The organism is Portibacter lacus (genome assembly GCF_021533215.1).
GTDB lineage: Bacteria > Bacteroidota > Bacteroidia > Chitinophagales > Saprospiraceae > Portibacter > Portibacter lacus.
On record NZ_JAJNKA010000004.1, the window covers coordinates 374316 to 391070 of the forward strand.

Below are 16755 nucleotides of genomic sequence, written 5' to 3' on the forward strand. Positions count from 1 at the left end.
CGTGGCGGCAAAAATCCTTTTTTATTACTGTCTAATTCAAGAACTGCTGTTCTGTGAGGGACATTATTACTACCGATGGCAACTTGAGCAGAAGTATTTTGAGTTGTTAATTATGTACATAGTAATGCAATTAATAAAGTAAGTTTCATGGGGAATGATTTAATTTATAATATAAATAACTACTTAAACATAAGAATTTAATACATTGATTTAAAGGAATTTAATTCGAAAATTCAAAAAATTATGTGAATGCCAAATTGCTAGCGCTAATAAATATAGTATATGCGCAAAGTCTATAGCATCAGGTATGCTTTCTAATATTATACTTACTCGTACAATTGCTTTAAAAACTTAATTATTACTGTAAAATTTGCTCTAGCATTTTCGATGTAATTAAGTACGTTGGCTTAACGCCATCTAGTCCTAATGAACCAGAAGCCAATGTACCTCCTGTTTCTAAAGGATTATCTGACGCATAATATGCATATCTTAATTTCACACTTCTTTTGATGTTGTTTCTGATCAAGGCAGCAGCTTGAATCGCTTTTTGATAGTGTGCTCCTTCCATTTCTAATCCAACCGCCTTCCAAGAAGATTTCAGAAAATACCTTAATATATCTCTATTCTGAAGAGAAGTACCTAGAACCGTTATCATCGAACCTTCATAAACTCCTAATCCATACCCCTCAAAATCCTTAGCACTAAACTCATTATCAAATGGATAATTATCTGCACTTCCTTCGAATATATGTGAACTAGGAATCATCAAATCACTTTTTCCTCCTTGCAAAATTCCTGCTTTACCCATAATATTGATCGAGCAAATATCAAGCTTATGCTTCTTACCTTCGAATTCATAAGGCTTAAGCAATTCATCCATTGTTTCATAAGCTTGTTCTCCGAAAGCGTAGTCCATTACAATTAAAACGGTATCCTGTAATTTATTCTTTTCGATTCCGATTCCCAGTTCTGGAGTCAAGTGTTCAGGCTTAATTTTCGAACAATCTATTACCTGAACAGAAATATTCGTACCACTAGGATTATGAATCTCATACATCCCATTAGAAAGAGCGAAATCTCGAACTTTTTGTCTGAGCACCTTACTTTCACTTAGCATTCCCGCTAGCTCTTCTAGAGATTTATTTTTCTGTTTTGACTTCAATGCTTGCTTTGCATATAGGCTGTTCATGACACTGTGCAGATTCGCACTTATCACATGTAAGTCCTTTTTGAAGAGCGAATGAGTCCAAAGTGTATCTTTAATTTGAGTTGCCCACTCTTCTCCAAAAATATGGTGACCTAATTTGGCTCTTAATGGAGATGAAAAACTAATTTCTCGATCTACTTTATCGAAAAACTCTTTCATACTTAATCTTCCTAACTCATAGATGATTTCTAAAAGAGAGTTTACATCTTTAGCTTTTGAAAATTTATCCGCTGCATCTGCCGTTTCCTTGAAAGACCGCCCTAAGATTGCACTTAAGTACGTGTATCCAACTTCTTGATTGATTTCTTTTCCTGCACGTAGATCTTGAACCAGCTCTCTAAGCATTTTCCATGATCTTCGTTTTCTATTTTTAGGGTCAAGACTATTTCTTCTAATTTTCTCTGCCTCGATATACATGAAGGTTAGGTGGGTTAGGACATCATAAATATCACTGCGGCCTCTTGTCATCTCTATGTACATCTGCTCTTCATCGATTCTATAGCAATTCCTTCTTCTTTTGCTTGGAATTAAAGGCTCAAAATTGGTTTCTTCTAAGCCTTCTCTACTGATTAATTTTATGTAGCGGCACTGCTCTATTCCCTGAGGTAATCTCTGAAAAATATACAACAATCCATTTAATTCTACTTTCTCTTCATCACCCATAGACCCATATATTTCTGGGTTTAATGCCAGCATAGAACTGATCATGGATTCACCTGAAACACCTAACGGCTTATAACTGCCTCTAGTAAAAAGGTGTCTCATTGCAAGTGAAAGTCGCTGAAGGGCCGCTCTAGAAATCTGAGCTCTTGAAAGTTTTAAATCTTCTGTCATATATATGGAGTTGCAAAAACAAGACCAAAATTACATTATTTTATCCGCTCAATGTTCATGATTATCAGCAAATCTCAAAAAGAAGCAGTGGATTAATTTGTATTTTGAGGTAATGTGTTATTTTTACACTAAGTATGTAATTATTATGGATTGGAAGAATAAAATAAAAGCGGTCATTTTTGATTTAGATGGTGTAATTGTAGATACAGCTAAATATCACTATCTAGCATGGAAATCACTAGCTGATCAATTAGGTATTCCGTTTTCAGAAAGAGAAAATGAAAATCTAAAAGGTATAAGCAGAATGGATTCTCTTAACTTCATTTTATCTCTAGGCGATGTTCAATATATGTCCCAAGATGATAAGATGAAATTAGCAATTAGCAAGAATCTCCATTATTTAGAATTAATAACAGATCTAAATCGGGAAGATATTTTGCCTGGAACACTGGAATGGATCCAAGAATGCAAGGATAATAATATTAAAATAGCATTGGGTTCAGCAAGTAAAAATGCTCGTCGAATTCTAGAGAGCTTGGATTTAATTGATCAGTTTGATGTTATAATAGATGGCACCAATACAACTAAAACAAAACCAGATCCGCAGGTTTTCGAACTTGCTGCTAAAGGACTAGGCGTAAAAGCTAGTGAATCAGTTGTGATAGAAGATGCATACAAAGGGCTGGAAGCAGCTAAAAATGGAGGCTTCTATTCTATAGGAATAGGCGATCCAGAAATACTTAACATTGCCGATATCAACTTAAGAAGTTTGTCGGATGCGGATATGAATATTTTAGAAAAATTATGAAGGATTATTTAAGTGTACACCCCTGGAAAATCATTGAAGAAGGTTTTCATGCAGAGATGAATAAAGTTACTGAAAGTATTTTCAGTCTTGGTAATGGCCGCCTAGGTCAACGTGCCAATTTCGAAGAATACTTTTCAGGCGAATCGCTGCAAGGCAATTATATCGGTGGTGTATACTATCCTGATAAAACAAGAGTCGGCTGGTGGAAAAATGGCTATCCTGAATATTATGCGAAAGTGCTTAATGCAGCCAATTGGAATATCTTAGACATTCATGTGAATGGTGAAAGGTTAGATCTTGCTCAATGTAAGGTCCTAGACTTCAGAAGAGAACTTGACATGCAAGAAGGTGTGTTAAGGAGATTTTCGAAAGTAGAAATGTCTGATGGTGTTCAAGTTGAGATCAATTCACAACGTATTAATTCCTTCGAAAACAAAGAATTAGGTTTAATATCTTATCAGATCAAATTAATCAAAGGCAGTGCAAAAATAACTTGTGCAGCTAAAATAGACTTTGATGTTCGGAATGAAGATTCCAATTATGAGGAGAACTTTTGGCATCAATATCGTGCAATTTGTAATGAAGATCAATGCACCATCTCTGCAGAAACAAAAAAGACTGCTTTCCAAGTAACTACTGCACAAACAATATCCGTAACTGTAAATGAAAAAGCTGTTTCGACAAAACCACTACCACCAGCTGAAACAGAAGTAGGTAGCATTTTCGAAGTAAAATGTAGCGAAGGGGATACACTTCAATTATACAAATATGTCATCCTAGCTTCGTCGCTCAATCATGAAAAAGGCGCACTAGAAGATCACGCTATTCAATCAGTGCAGGCTGCTTTAGCTAATGGATATGACTTCTATCTAACGAAGCAAAAGGAAATATGGGCTAACAAGTGGAAAGACATTGACATAACTATAGAAGGAGATGATCAGGCTCAACAAGGTATTCGCTTCAATATTTTCCAATTACATCAGACCTATACAGGAGATGATTATCGCTTAAACATCGGTCCTAAAGGATTTACAGGTGAACGTTATGGAGGAAGTACATACTGGGATACGGAGGCCTACTGCCTGCCATTCTACATGAGTACTGCGGAAGAATCTGTAGGAGAAGCTTTATTAATCTATAGGTATAAACATTTACAAAAAGCAATAGAAAACGCTGAAAAATTAGGCTTCACAAATGGGGCAGCCCTCTACCCTATGGTAACCATGAACGGTGAAGAATGTCATAATGAGTGGGAAATAACATTCGAAGAAATTCATAGAAACGGAGCGATCGCCTATGCCATATATGATTATATCAATTACACTGGCAAGCAGTCTTACATGGCGGAATATGGACTAGAAGTATTAATTGCTATTTCTAGGTTCTGGGCGCAGAGAATTCACTTCTCAGAGAAGAGACAACAGTACGTTATGTTAGGAATTACAGGACCTAACGAATACGAAAACAATGTTAACAACAACTGGTATACGAATTATCTAGCTTGCTGGACATTGCGATATACCATTCAGTCTATCATTGACCTAAAAGAAGATCATCCAGAACATTACGAAAGAATAACGCAGAAAACACAGTTCAAAGAAGGAATAGAAACAGGAAGTTGGTTAGATATTATTGATAAAATGTACTACCCATATGATGAAGAATATGGCATATATTTACAGCAGGATAACTACTTAGACAAAGAACAAATTCTCGTTAAAGATCTTCCTGAGGGAAATTTGCCATTAAACCAAAATTGGTCTTGGGACAGGATCCTTCGTTCTTGTTTTATTAAACAAGCCGATGTCCTTCAAGGATTTTTCTTCTTTCAGGATGAATTCGACATAGATACTTTACGTAAAAATTTCTTGTTTTACGAGCCGAGGACTGTACATGAATCTAGTCTCTCACCGTGCATTCATGCCATACTTGCCTCTAAATTAGATATGCCAGAAAAGGCATATGAGATGTACAATAGAACAGCAAGATTAGACCTTAACGATTACAATAATGATACAGAAGATGGCCTGCACATTACCTCTATGGCTGGTACTTGGATGAGCATCGTGAAAGGTTTCGGCGGTATGCAAGTGATTAATGGCATCGTACATTTCGAACCAAAAATTCCGAAATCTTGGAAGGGACTATCCTTTAGATTAAAGTTCAGAGGAACAGTTCTAGACATCGTTATTACGAGCGAATCTAGTAAAATCATTCGGTTAAGTGGGCCTAAAGTTGTGGTTGCTATTAACGGCAATGAAGCTGCTTTATCCGCAGAGAATACAGAATTTGTATTGCCTAACGCTTAATCCAATAGTCAAAAAAAATTAAATCAAATAATGAAAAATTACGCTCTCTACCTTTTATTGTTCTCTTTATTATTTGCTTGTGAATCCAAAGTGGAGAAAGCGCAAATAGTAACTGAAGATATTGCAACTTCTTACATTCCTGAGTGGGCTAAAGATGCAAGCATCTATGAAGTCAACATGAGACAATTTACGGAAGAGGGAACCTTCGAGGCATTCTCAAAACACTTGCCTCGAATTAAAGATATGGGCATAAAGATCATTTGGTTAATGCCGATTCACCCCATCTCTGTTAAGGAACGAAAAGGTACACTTGGCTCTCCATATGCCGTAGCTGATTACAAAGATGTTAATCCTGAATATGGAACGATGGCAGATTTTGAAGCAATGGTGAAGAAGATTCATGACCTGGATATGAAAATCATAATTGACTGGGTGCCTAATCACACTGGTTGGGATAATCAGTGGATTACGGACCATCCAGAATGGTACACACAAAATGATCAAGGAGAAATCATAGATCCGATTGATTATAATACTGGAGAATCATGGGGCTGGACGGATGTTGCTGACCTTAATTATGACAATCAGGAAATGAGAAAGGAGATGATTTCCGTTTTAAAATATTGGATCAATGAAAGAAATATAGATGGATTCCGAATGGATGTTGCCCATGGTGTTCCAGATGATTTTTGGATGCAGGCCAATGAAGAATTGAAAAAACAGGGAGATATTTTTCTACTTGCTGAAGGTGAGGTTCCAAAGCAGCGAAATGCCGGTGGATTTCATGCAGATTATGGCTGGAGTCTACATCACTTATTAAATGAAGTTGCTAAAGGAGAGAAATCTGTTGACGATATATGGACTTATTACGAAGAAGATTCGGCCAAATTCGAAAAGGGCTACCATATGATGTTTACTTCTAACCATGATGAGAATACTTGGGCAGGAACTGTATTTGAACGGATGGAAGATGCTCACAAAGCTATGGCGGTATTTACCGCTACTTTTGATGGAATGCCTCTTATATATGGTGGTCAGGAAGAACCGCTAATGAAGAGATTAGAATTCTTCGAAAAGGATGACATTGGATTTGAAAATTATGAGTACCAAGAATTTTATACCACGCTTTTTAACCTAAAAAAGCAAAACGAAGCCCTTTGGAATGGAGAATTTGGCGCACCTCCAACTCGCATTTCAGAACAGAATAATATTATGGCTTTTCAACGTAAAAAAGACAGTAATACTGTCCTTACCTTTATAAATTTCACAAATTCCGAAAATTCCATATCTTTAGGTGAGAATTTTGATCTTTCGACGATGAAGGTGCTATTATCTGAAACCGTAAAGCTTTCTGAAGATCAATTAACGATTGGCCCTTGGGGTTACGTTATTTATTCAAACTGAAAATAAAGATTTAACTGGTTTGCAGGCAATTAGAGAATCTCTGCTTTAATTCGGAGAGTCATTTTACACCCTAAAATTGCTTCGGCATCAAGTTCCCTGTGGCCAGTTATTTAGAAATCGTCAGAAGTCACATAAGCTTTAATCAATTGCTCCTCTCCTTCTTTGCCTTTATTGAAGTTACCGTGTTCCATACCTAGAATTCCATCGAAACCTTTGTCGTGAATAAATTTGAAAACGTTTTTATAATTTATTTCTCCCGTTGTTGGTTCTTTCCTTCCAGGGTTATCGCCTATTTGGAAATACGCAATTTCATCCCAAGCGGCCTCGATATTAGGAATTAAGTTTCCTTCTGTAATCTGTTGGTGATAAATATCGAATAAAATTTTACAAGAAGGACTTCCTACGCTGCTGCATATTTCAAATCCTTGAGCGGCCTTAGTTAAGAAAAGACCTGGATGGTCTCTGAAATTTAATGGTTCTAAAACCATGGTCAAATTATGAGGTTCTAAAATTTCACAAGCCATTTTCAAAGAGTCAACCACATTCTGAGTTTGGTAACCCATTTCCTTTCTAAGATCTAAATGTCCAGGAACAACGGTCATCCACTTAGCATTCACTCTTTTTGCTACCTCCACAGAATCTTTAATTGACTGAAGGAACTCATCCCGCTTTTCTTTGTTCCCGTTCGCTAGATTAGGCTCTTTCCAGTAAATCTTATGTGCTACGAAAACACCCATATCCATTCCATTCTTAGCAAGTGCCTCCCCTATCCTTTTCTGATCATCTATGGATCTATTGGCCATGCCATTATCTTCGAAAGCTCTAAAACCCATTTCCGCCATGAAGTTAATTTGATCCACTGGATCATCGCCTGCATGATTTTTAAACATACCTAAATGAGGAGCATACTTCATCTTGAAATTATGCTTCGCATTTTCCGTTTTAATGTTTAATTTTCCCACGCCCCCCATAACAAATGGAGCTGCTACTAATCCTGATTGGATAAAATTTCTTCTTTTCATAATGGTTTTTAATTCTGAATTGATGAGAAAGATAATGAAATTTTATCCTTTTCAAAATCACAGGTGATAGAAAAGCAAATAAAAACCTGCTTCTTTCCTTCGTTAATTCGAAGGATTTCATTCTTAATGTCAACTTAATAAAAAGGCCATTCCTTTAATTTTTTTAATCCTTTTAATTTGCTATAATTGTAAGGTATAACTGTATGCTAAGTAATTCCTCTCAGTTGAATTTCACATAACGTAATCAACGGATAAGTTTCCAAAATGGAAATCGTCAGAAAGCCACATTCCTCGGCACACAGTTTTATACCAACACCATTGATTTATTTAAACCTTAAAACATACTATACATGAAAAATTATTTATCCTTTTTGTTTGTCGCCATGTTGTTCGCGCACACAATTACAGCTCAAGACACCGACAGAAAGATCCAATTCCCTGATATTGATGGATATTTAAGTTTAAAAGCTGACTTACATATTCATACTGTTTTTTCAGATGGGAGTGTTTGGCCTAATATCAGAGTAGAAGAGGCATTATGGGATGGATTAGATGCCATTGCGATCACAGAACACTTAGAATACCAAAATCACAAAGACGATCTTCCTAACCCAGACCGAAATAGAGCCTACTATATCGCAAGAGATAATGCGAAAGCTCACGACTTAATTGTTATTCCAGGTGCGGAAATTACTAGATCGTTACCTACTGGCCCAGGTCACTGTAATGCATTATTTATCGAAGATGCTAATAAACTATTAGTCGAAGAATCTATAGATGTATTCGAAGAAGCAAAACGACAAGGTGCTTTCGTAATGTGGAATCACCCAGACTGGGTTGCTCACAGACCTGATGGAGTAGCAAGAATGAATGACTTTAATAAAGATTTAATCAGCAAAGGTTTAATACATGGGATCGAAGTAGTAAATGATATAACCTACTCTGAAGAGACTATTGACATCGCTAAAGAATATGGGTTAACTCAGATAGGTGCTTCTGATGTTCACGGATTAGTAGATTATCAATTTAGAATAGCGAGTGGAAACCATAGACCCATCACATTGATTTTTGCAAAAGAGAAAACTGCAGAATCTATGAAAGAGGCGCTTTTTGCTGGAAGAACCGTAGCTTGGTTTAATAACAATTTGATAGGTGAAGAAGAGTGGCTTAAGGCAATATGCAACGCTTCGCTTTCTTTCGAATACGATGACTATATCGGGCCTACTACCATCTTACAAGTGAAAGTCACTAACATTTCAGATGTCGATTTCATATTAAACAATACCTCTAAGTACAGCTTTCAGAGAAATGCCAGAATCATAGAGATTCCAGCACATTCAGAAAAAACACTTTTAGTAAGAACGCTCGAAAGTTTAAGCACGGTAGATTTACAATTTGAAATTTTAAATGCAGTTACTGGAAAAGATGAGTATTTGACGCTTGATGTTCCTGTCGCAAAGAAGAAATAGGATACTACCCTATTCCTTCTAAAACTCAGAAATCTTCTTGAAAGGAAGGCTTCTGAGTTTTTTTTTGTGATTTATAGTCATAGACCGATCAATTATGGCTCTTTCGAGGTTTCATTCATATGGCAATATTTGGAACAATCGTAAAGAGTTTAATAGATTTTAGTGATCTCTTATTAGCTGAAGAGGATCACATTCGTAACCAAGAAAAAGTACTTAAAAATCTATTAGAAAAAGCAAAGGAAACTTCATTCGGAAGGCACTACAACTTTCAAGAGATCATAGATAGCAATAATCCCCACATTGCATTTAAGAAGCAAGTTCCCTATCATGATTACGAGAAAATGAATAGTGAGTGGTGGCACTTAATGCATGAAGGTGAATCAAACATAACTTGGCCTGGTTCTCCTGATTACTTTGCATTGAGTTCTGGCACAACAGGCAAAACTAGTAAGCGTATTCCTGTTACAGATGAAATGATTGCTGCCATTAGAGCTGGTGGAATAAAACAAGTATTATCACTTAGAAATTTTGACTTACCTCCAGAGTTTTTCGAAAAAGAGTTCATGATGCTAGGTAGCTCTACGGATCTCGAAGATAAAGAGACACACTTGGAGGGAGAAATTAGTGGAATTAGCGCAAGTAGAATTCCATTTTGGTTCAAGGGATATTATAAACCAGGAGACGATATTGCTAAAATTGATGATTGGGATGACAGAGTTCGTGTTATTGCTGAACGAGCGAAAGAGTGGGACATTTCAGGATTAAGTGGAATCCCATCTTGGATGGAATTAATGATGAAAGAAGTTATCCATTTTCATGGTGCGAACAACATTCATGAGATCTGGCCTAATCTACAAGTCTATACCTCAGGAGGTGTGGCATTCGGTCCTTATGAAAAAAGCTTCAATGCTTTATTAGGCAAGCCTGTCACCGTTATAGATACGTACTTAGCTTCGGAGGGATTTATCGCTTGCCAAGTGCGACCTGAAACAGATGCTATGCAACTGATCACTGACAATGGAATTTATTATGAATTTATACCATTCCAACCTGAATATATAAAAGAAGATGGATCGGTGATAGAAGGAGCCCCAAGTTTGAATCTTTCTCAAGTCGAAGAAGACCAAGATTATATATTAATTATAAGTACAGTAAGTGGTGCATGGCGATATTTGATCGGAGACACAATCATGTTTACAAATGTGGAAAAGGCTGAGATTAAGATAACCGGTAGGACCAAATTCTTCCTGAACACCGTTGGCTCGCAATTGTCAGTTAACAAGTTAGACGTCGCCGTAAAACATTTAGAAGAGAAATACAATACAACTATTCCTGAGTATACCTTGTGCGCTAAAAAATATGAGGACGGTTTCTATCATGTGTGGTATTTAGGCTCTGATGATCTTAAAGCTGATGAAATAGAAATTGCTAAAACTCTAGATAGTCATCTTAAGGAGGCTAATAAAAATTATAAAGTAGCAAGATCAAAAGCGTTACAAGGTGTCAAAGTACGAGTTGTAAATCCAGATGTTTTCTATGACTGGAATGGCAGAAATAAAAAGAAAGGTGGCCAAGTTAAAATGGAACGAGTGATGGGTGAAGATAAATTTTCTGAATGGGAAGAATTCACTACACTATAAAGCAGATGCTTCCTTCGCCTCTCTTTCGTTGACCAATTCTAAAATTTCCTCAGGAGATAAATAGTACTTTTTAATTCGTGCTAAATATTTCACATCAATATCAGAGTTACTTAATATAAACTCTTTCGCTTTCAGAATGTATTCTTCCATTCCAGAAGCAACAGCATAAGAATCAGCTCTACGCTCTGCATTCGCAATGAAATTATCAAAGTATAAATACTTAATACCAAATTTAATAAGATTAGACTTACTTCTATTTCTGTAATCCATGATGTGTCCTAGCTCGTGGCCGATCCACCCGATCATCACATCTCTTGGCATATCTATCGTCTTAAATTCCCTATTAGAAATTTTAAAATTCTCACTGATTAAAACGACATAAGCTCTATTCTTTCTAGACTTGAAAAAAGACCCAAATTTAGGCCTAGCCTGCATGGTAGACTTCTTGATATCACTTTTAAATCTGAATTCAATTTCAGCATCCTTCAAATCTGGATAATAACTTAAAGCAACATTAATTTCATCTTGAAGAACTTCAGGAATCGTATGATTTTCAGGGACTTGCGCAAACTGGATAGCAAAAATATTTAATAACATCATCATACCTATCCGAACCTTTAAAACACTACTAATGTTCAATATCATATTCTTTCTTTTCGTTAAATAAACTATAAATTTGAATGCTAAATGGTTGGAGTATGGAGGGGTTTTCTTCTTTATAAGGGTACGAAAATATTGATTCCTTGATATTAAATTGACCAATATTAATCAACTGCTTTTCGTCTGATAAACTAATATTCACTAAAAAATAGTCTTCCTTAAAAAATCTAATATAAGAAATTACATAATCATTTTCATTATCGAGAAACACAATTTCTCCATTTTGAAAAGCTTCGTGCTGATTTCGTATTTTGATTATTTCCTTATAAAAATTCAGTAATGAATTAGGATCAAGCAATTGTTCTTCTACTGAAATTCCATCATAGTCAGACAGATTAGAATCATCCCACCACGGTCCAGTTTCCTTATACCATAGACAGATTCCGGGTCCTTCTACTTTCGCCCACCAAGGTAATGCTTCTCTTCTTGGGATATCATTTCCATCAGAAACTCCATAAGCTTGAAAGCCACCTGCTCCTTTCATTCCTAATTCTTGACCATAATAAATCGCTGGAATACCTTTTAGAAGGATATTTAGCGCTGCTCCAGTTCTGAGTCGGCCAGGATGACTTGCTACATCAGTAGCATACCTATTTGTATCATGATTTTCTATCATGATAATTTGCATTTTATCCTCAGGCGTTATCTCTATTCCTTTGAGCTGCGCCCATTCGATGTCCCCTTTATGTTGATTGCTAATGGCAAATTTTAAAGGAAATGCAAACATGTAATCCACATTAGCCTCTGTAAAACCTTTAGAGCCATGAGAGTCCCAATCAGCTTGCTCTCCTATAAATTTGACAGCTGGGTTTATCGATTTAACTTTATCTATTAATGGCTTCCATAATTTCGAGTAAACGTGCGTAATCGTCCCTTTGTCATCCAGGTCATCCATCATATGATCTAATCGAAATCCATCTACTCCCGATCTTAGAGACCCGTCACCATATGGATCTGTCCAAAACTCGAATTCCTTATAAATTAACTCCTGTGTAGGTGGATTCAATATATTCAAGCAAGCCACTTTTTTCTCCGTACCATCGTAAGAATGAATACTGGTCAAGTTAAAAATGATGGACTCAGGTTTCGTGTTCTGATCATCATTATAGATAATATGCTGAGAATAAATAGACGCTGGATTTCCATATGAATCCTTGAACCATAAATGATCTTCGGCTACATATTGCACCTCCATGTCTAGATACAACTTCATTCCCCTCCTGTGAATATCATCGATGAGCTCGATATAATCATCGAACGTTCCATAAACTGGATCGATCTTCCGAAAATCATTCGCGAAGTAATTATGGTAAAAACTTGAATCGTACAAAGGAAGTAACAGAATAGATGTTACACCTAATTCCTCTATGTAATCCAGTTTAGATCTCAGCCCTTGAAGATCGCCGTGACCATCCCCATTAGCATCGTAGAAACTTCGTTGGAAAACATGGTAAAAGATTTCATCCTTCTTCATAAAAAACCTAACAGAATACGCTTAAAGATAGTTGTTAACTAAAATGTACAAGATCTATTTAATTATGATCATTACCTTATATATGACATATCCATATTTTAAAAGACACATTATTCATCTAAATCCTTACATTTACGATAAGAATTATTTCAAAACAACTATTTACACCTTTTACCTTTTTGAGATATTTCTAAGCATTAAACCTAATTGATGAAATATTTGCAACTTATTGCGCTGATCCTCCTGAGTCATCTCTGCAGTGCTCAAACGATGGCTAAACACCATTCGCAAAGAATCTTGGTTAAATTCCAGGACAACTCCCAAGTGCGCCATGTTGATTTCAAGAAAAATTCATTTAATATTCCCAGCTTAGATAAACTTAATAAGCAGCATGGAGTAGAAAAAATTCATGTTATCAATCCTGAAAATGGAGCAGACACATATTCTATAGACTTTTCTAGTCAAATTAATATCTCGAAAACAATCTACCAATATTATGATACTCGCTTGTTCAGCTATGTGGAACCAGATTATGTAGGTCATGGAGGTGGAGAAATTATTCCTAATGATGCTGAGTTCTCGAAACAATGGGGCTTGCATAACGATGGAAGTTTTCCGCTAGGGAATGGTACAAAAGAAGGAGCCGATATCGAAATGAAGAAGGCGTGGGAAATTTCTAAAGGAAATGAAAAGACCATCATCGCTATTCTGGATTCTGGATTAAAATTAGATCATCCTGAAATTTCAAACAGACTTTGGTCGAATGAAAAAGGATTTCACGGAAAGGATTTTGCTAATAATGACGACATCCCTGCTGACGATTTAGGGCATGGTACTAACGTAACCAGCATAATTGCCGCGAATGCTAATAACAATAATGGATTTGCAGGTGTTAACTGGAATTCAAAGATAATGGTGCTCAAAATTCTAAATGAAAACAACCAAGGTTATTATTCATGGTGGGCAGAGGCAATCTATTACGCTGCAAACAATGGAGCAAATGTGCTCAATATGTCAGTCGGAGGTTCTAGCTATTCTGCAGTGATGGAAGATGCAATTAACTATGCAACAAATAAAGGTGTTATCATCGTTGCATGTATGATGAACGAAAACAGCAGCGTCCCATATTATCCAGCAGCTTATGATAATACGATTGCGGTCGGATCTACTGATCCAGATGACAAACGTTCTAATTCTTTCCCATGGAATACCACAAAGGGAAGCAGTTATGGCGATCATATAGATGTTTCTGCTCCAGGAAATTATATCTATGGAATTAGTTATAATAGCAACAGTAATTACGGTACTTATTGGTCTGGAACATCACAAGCAACTCCACATGTAGTAGGCGTTGTATCCCTTTTACTTGACGTCGATCCTGACTTAACACTAGAATCTATCAGATCTATTCTTACCAATTCTGCGGAAGATCAAGTCGGAAGATCTAATGAAGATTTGGCTGGTTGGGACCCATATCATGGACATGGAAGAATTAATGCCTATAGTGCTTTAGGTAGCCTAGCGACGAATACTGTAGAAATTAATAAAGCGTCCACTTTCAGACTTTCCCCTAATCCTATAAAGAAGGGAGATCAACTGCTTGTTAACTTTCAGAATGAAGATGAAAAAGTAATTTCCATTTTCGACACAGCAGGTCGATTAGTTTTTATGAATAAAACCAAGAATCAATCCTTTTCATTAAATTCTGGAAACTTAGAAGTCGGTGTATATGTCATCAAAGTCCAGGAAAAAGGGAAAGCATTAAGCGCAAGAAAATTTGTCATAGAGCGGTGAAAAGATCGCTATTCATCATCACCTTATTTGCAGCTTTAGTAATCAAGATGGATGCTCAAGATTATGGCTGGTGGAATACCTTAGTTCAGTGGGATGGGAAAACTCCATGGCAAGAGTATCTTGATCTATCGACCTCTGGTCTAGGCCCGAATGCATTGCCCGTTCCTACATTTAACAGCCTAGGCATCCCAGAACATGTACAGTTTCACACACAATTCAGATATCATCATTACACTAAAGATCCGACTTATGATGTCTTTGCCAGATTAGATATTCCATTTTCAGATCGGATTGCGATTGCAATGTGGATGGTTCCCATTGAACATTATAATACCTCTGACCAATTAAGAGATGCTCGACGTATACGTCAGTATGAGGCAAACGGATTTTCATCTGGTGATTTTTATTTTGGAACTTACTTTCATGTTCTGAAGGAAAAGGTGAATTGGCTGGATATCTTGGTTAGTGCCAATTTCAAAACTGCTTCAGGAAATAATTTGGAAGGTGGACGATTTACTGATACGCCGGGCTATTTTTTTGATGCAACATATGCTAAAACATTCACTTGGATTCGTCCATACTTTGTAACAGGACTGTACGTTTACCAGACATATGATGGTCTACATTTTCAGAATGACGCCTTCCTATATGCGCTAGGTAGTCATTTTTTAAAGGGTCAATGGGAATTTAAGACTGAATGGGCAGGTTATATAGGCTATTTAGAAGTAGGAGATCGACCGAGTGTACTCAGAGTGGAAGCTAATTATAAATCGAAGAGCCCTATTATTATTCACGGTGGAATTCAGTTCGGTTTGAATGACTTAGATTACACTACATTAAGTTTTGGTGTAAATTATATTAAAAAATAGCTATCTTTCTAAAATGGGAAAATATATTCTTTTATCACTCATGCTGATCAGTTTTAATCTCAAAAGCCAGGAATTAATTAATTCAGTGGAAAAACAAGGAGTACATGATGTTATCATCAAACTTTTCGATGGGATGAGAGCTGGCGATAGCAGTATGGTTCATTCCGTTTTTTCTGATGATGTAAGGATGTACACTAGTGCAGAGAATAGCGAAGGTAATATCGTTATCAAAAAGGGAGACTTGCAGGCTTTCTTGAATGCAGTCGGAACACCGCATGATGATATATGGGATGAAAAAATTTGGAACACGAAAGTAGATGTAGAGATGGGTGTTGCTCAAGTGTGGACGGATTATGCCTTTTATATAGGTGACAAATTCAGTCATTGTGGGATAGATGCTTTTCAACTGATCGAACAAAATGGCTGGAAAATTATTCAATTAATAGACACGCGGAAAAAAGTAAACTGCGAAAAACCCAAATAAATGAATATTTATAGATTGTGTGCAATTTTGAATACGATATGTTTAGCTGGCGTATTAACGGTTAACTACCTGGCTAATGCATTGCCTATCAATGGTATAAATACTGGTGAATTATCAGATTTATATCCGAATGTTTTCGTTCCAGCAGGGTTAACATTCGCAATCTGGGGAGTGATTTATTTATTTTTAATTGGATTCGTTATCTATCAATTTATCAAAACAGACTTCGATGAAATAAAAGAACATCACTTTATTTCTAGGATATCATTTTTCTTTGTCTTTAATTGTTTAGCGAATATCACTTGGATACTGCTATGGCATCACAAGATGATTTTTCTCTCCTTCTTAGTCATGCTAATCATTTTGATCACGTTGATTTACATTTACCAGAGATTAGAGGTTGGCAAGCGACATGTTAGATTCAGTAACAAATGGCTGGTGCATATTCCATTCAGTTTGTATTTAGGTTGGATAACTGTTGCGACTATTGCTAATGCAACGACATTGCTAGTGAGTATAGGATGGGATGGATTCGGGCTTCCGGAATCAGTGTGGGCAATGATTATGATTTTCGTCGCGACGCTAGTAGGATTTAGAGTATTTGCAGAGCGAAAAGATGTAGCTTATATTCTAGTGTTGATCTGGGCATTTATTGGAATTGTAATTAAAAGATCCGAAATATCTGGTTATCAAGACACGGTTGCCATGGCAGCAATTGCTGGAATTGTCTTACTACTAATAACGATCATTTGGGGAGTATTTCAGAAAAAGAAAGTGTAGC

Annotated in this window: 13 protein-coding genes; 9 read left to right on the top strand and 4 right to left on the bottom strand. The window is 36.4% G+C overall.

Annotated features, from left to right (window positions below):
* Positions 1-358: 358 nt before the first annotated feature.
* Positions 359-2041, bottom strand: coding sequence for a DUF6909 family protein (locus tag L2586_RS09050; protein WP_235292560.1), 1683 nt, complete (start codon positions 2039-2041; stop codon positions 359-361).
* Between the two features lie 145 nt (positions 2042-2186).
* Between L2586_RS09050 and pgmB the strand changes: the two genes are divergently transcribed.
* The 3 genes from pgmB to L2586_RS09065 are packed head-to-tail and all read left to right on the top strand — an operon-like array spanning position 2187 to position 6562.
* Positions 2187-2849: a beta-phosphoglucomutase gene (pgmB, locus tag L2586_RS09055; protein WP_235292561.1), complete on the top strand. Its 663-nt coding sequence runs from the start codon at positions 2187-2189 to the stop codon at positions 2847-2849.
* Positions 2846-5158, top strand: coding sequence for a family 65 glycosyl hydrolase domain-containing protein (locus L2586_RS09060; protein WP_235292562.1), 2313 nt, complete (start codon positions 2846-2848; stop codon positions 5156-5158). Before pgmB ends, L2586_RS09060 begins: the two co-directional genes overlap by 4 nt.
* Before the next feature lie 30 nt (positions 5159-5188).
* The gene (locus L2586_RS09065) at positions 5189-6562 is read left to right on the top strand and encodes an alpha-amylase family glycosyl hydrolase (RefSeq protein WP_235292563.1); all 1374 of its coding nucleotides are present in this window, start codon (positions 5189-5191) and stop codon (positions 6560-6562) included.
* Positions 6563-6672: 110 nt separating this feature from the next.
* On the opposite strand, the gene L2586_RS09070 is transcribed toward L2586_RS09065, so the two are convergent.
* The gene (locus tag L2586_RS09070; RefSeq protein ID WP_235292564.1) at positions 6673-7584 is read right to left on the bottom strand and encodes a hydroxypyruvate isomerase family protein; all 912 of its coding nucleotides are present in this window, start codon (positions 7582-7584) and stop codon (positions 6673-6675) included.
* A 350-nt stretch (positions 7585-7934) separates the two neighbouring features.
* On the opposite strand from L2586_RS09070, the gene L2586_RS09075 reads away from it, so the two are divergent.
* Entirely contained in the window at positions 7935-9053 is a 1119-nt protein-coding gene (locus tag L2586_RS09075; protein ID WP_235292565.1) for an Sb-PDE family phosphodiesterase, read from the top strand.
* Between the two features lie 119 nt (positions 9054-9172).
* Positions 9173-10693, top strand: a complete 1521-nt coding sequence (locus L2586_RS09080; protein ID WP_235292566.1) for a GH3 family domain-containing protein — start codon at positions 9173-9175, stop codon at positions 10691-10693.
* On the opposite strand, the gene L2586_RS09085 is transcribed toward L2586_RS09080, so the two are convergent.
* Positions 10688-11338 carry a hypothetical protein gene (locus L2586_RS09085; RefSeq protein ID WP_235292567.1) on the bottom strand — a complete coding sequence of 217 codons (651 nt, stop codon included), beginning with the start codon at positions 11336-11338 and terminating at the stop codon, positions 10688-10690. The two genes, L2586_RS09080 and L2586_RS09085, sit on opposite strands and share 6 nt — an antisense overlap.
* Entirely contained in the window at positions 11322-12827 is a 1506-nt protein-coding gene (locus L2586_RS09090; protein WP_235292568.1) for an alpha-amylase family glycosyl hydrolase, read from the bottom strand. The genes L2586_RS09085 and L2586_RS09090 overlap by 17 nt, the downstream gene beginning before the upstream one ends.
* A gap of 210 nt (positions 12828-13037) precedes the next feature.
* Here L2586_RS09090 and L2586_RS09095 point away from each other — a divergent pair, with 210 nt between their 5' ends.
* The 4 genes from L2586_RS09095 to L2586_RS09110 are packed head-to-tail and all read left to right on the top strand — an operon-like array spanning position 13038 to position 16754.
* Positions 13038-14621, top strand: coding sequence for a S8 family peptidase (locus L2586_RS09095; protein WP_235292569.1), 1584 nt, complete (start codon positions 13038-13040; stop codon positions 14619-14621).
* Positions 14618-15490 (top strand): hypothetical protein, encoded by an 873-nt coding sequence (locus L2586_RS09100; RefSeq protein ID WP_235292570.1) that lies wholly within the window; start codon positions 14618-14620, stop codon positions 15488-15490. The genes L2586_RS09095 and L2586_RS09100 overlap by 4 nt, the downstream gene beginning before the upstream one ends.
* A gap of 13 nt (positions 15491-15503) precedes the next feature.
* Entirely contained in the window at positions 15504-15974 is a 471-nt protein-coding gene (locus tag L2586_RS09105) for a hypothetical protein (protein WP_235292571.1), read from the top strand.
* A complete protein-coding gene (locus tag L2586_RS09110) occupies positions 15975-16754 on the top strand; it encodes a tryptophan-rich sensory protein (protein WP_235292572.1) in 780 nt (259 codons plus the stop codon).
* Position 16755: the final 1 nt, after the last annotated feature.

Coding starts and splice junctions, on each gene's coding strand:
- L2586_RS09050 (WP_235292560.1), bottom strand. CDS start 2,041: ATGACAGAAGATTTAAAACTTTCAAGAGCTCAGATTTCTAGAGCGGCC.
- pgmB (WP_235292561.1), top strand. CDS start 2,187: ATGGATTGGAAGAATAAAATAAAAGCGGTCATTTTTGATTTAGATGGT.
- L2586_RS09060 (WP_235292562.1), top strand. CDS start 2,846: ATGAAGGATTATTTAAGTGTACACCCCTGGAAAATCATTGAAGAAGGT.
- L2586_RS09065 (WP_235292563.1), top strand. CDS start 5,189: ATGAAAAATTACGCTCTCTACCTTTTATTGTTCTCTTTATTATTTGCT.
- L2586_RS09070 (WP_235292564.1), bottom strand. CDS start 7,584: ATGAAAAGAAGAAATTTTATCCAATCAGGATTAGTAGCAGCTCCATTT.
- L2586_RS09075 (WP_235292565.1), top strand. CDS start 7,935: ATGAAAAATTATTTATCCTTTTTGTTTGTCGCCATGTTGTTCGCGCAC.
- L2586_RS09080 (WP_235292566.1), top strand. CDS start 9,173: ATGGCAATATTTGGAACAATCGTAAAGAGTTTAATAGATTTTAGTGAT.
- L2586_RS09085 (WP_235292567.1), bottom strand. CDS start 11,338: ATGATATTGAACATTAGTAGTGTTTTAAAGGTTCGGATAGGTATGATG.
- L2586_RS09090 (WP_235292568.1), bottom strand. CDS start 12,827: ATGAAGAAGGATGAAATCTTTTACCATGTTTTCCAACGAAGTTTCTAC.
- L2586_RS09095 (WP_235292569.1), top strand. CDS start 13,038: ATGAAATATTTGCAACTTATTGCGCTGATCCTCCTGAGTCATCTCTGC.
- L2586_RS09105 (WP_235292571.1), top strand. CDS start 15,504: ATGGGAAAATATATTCTTTTATCACTCATGCTGATCAGTTTTAATCTC.
- L2586_RS09110 (WP_235292572.1), top strand. CDS start 15,975: ATGAATATTTATAGATTGTGTGCAATTTTGAATACGATATGTTTAGCT.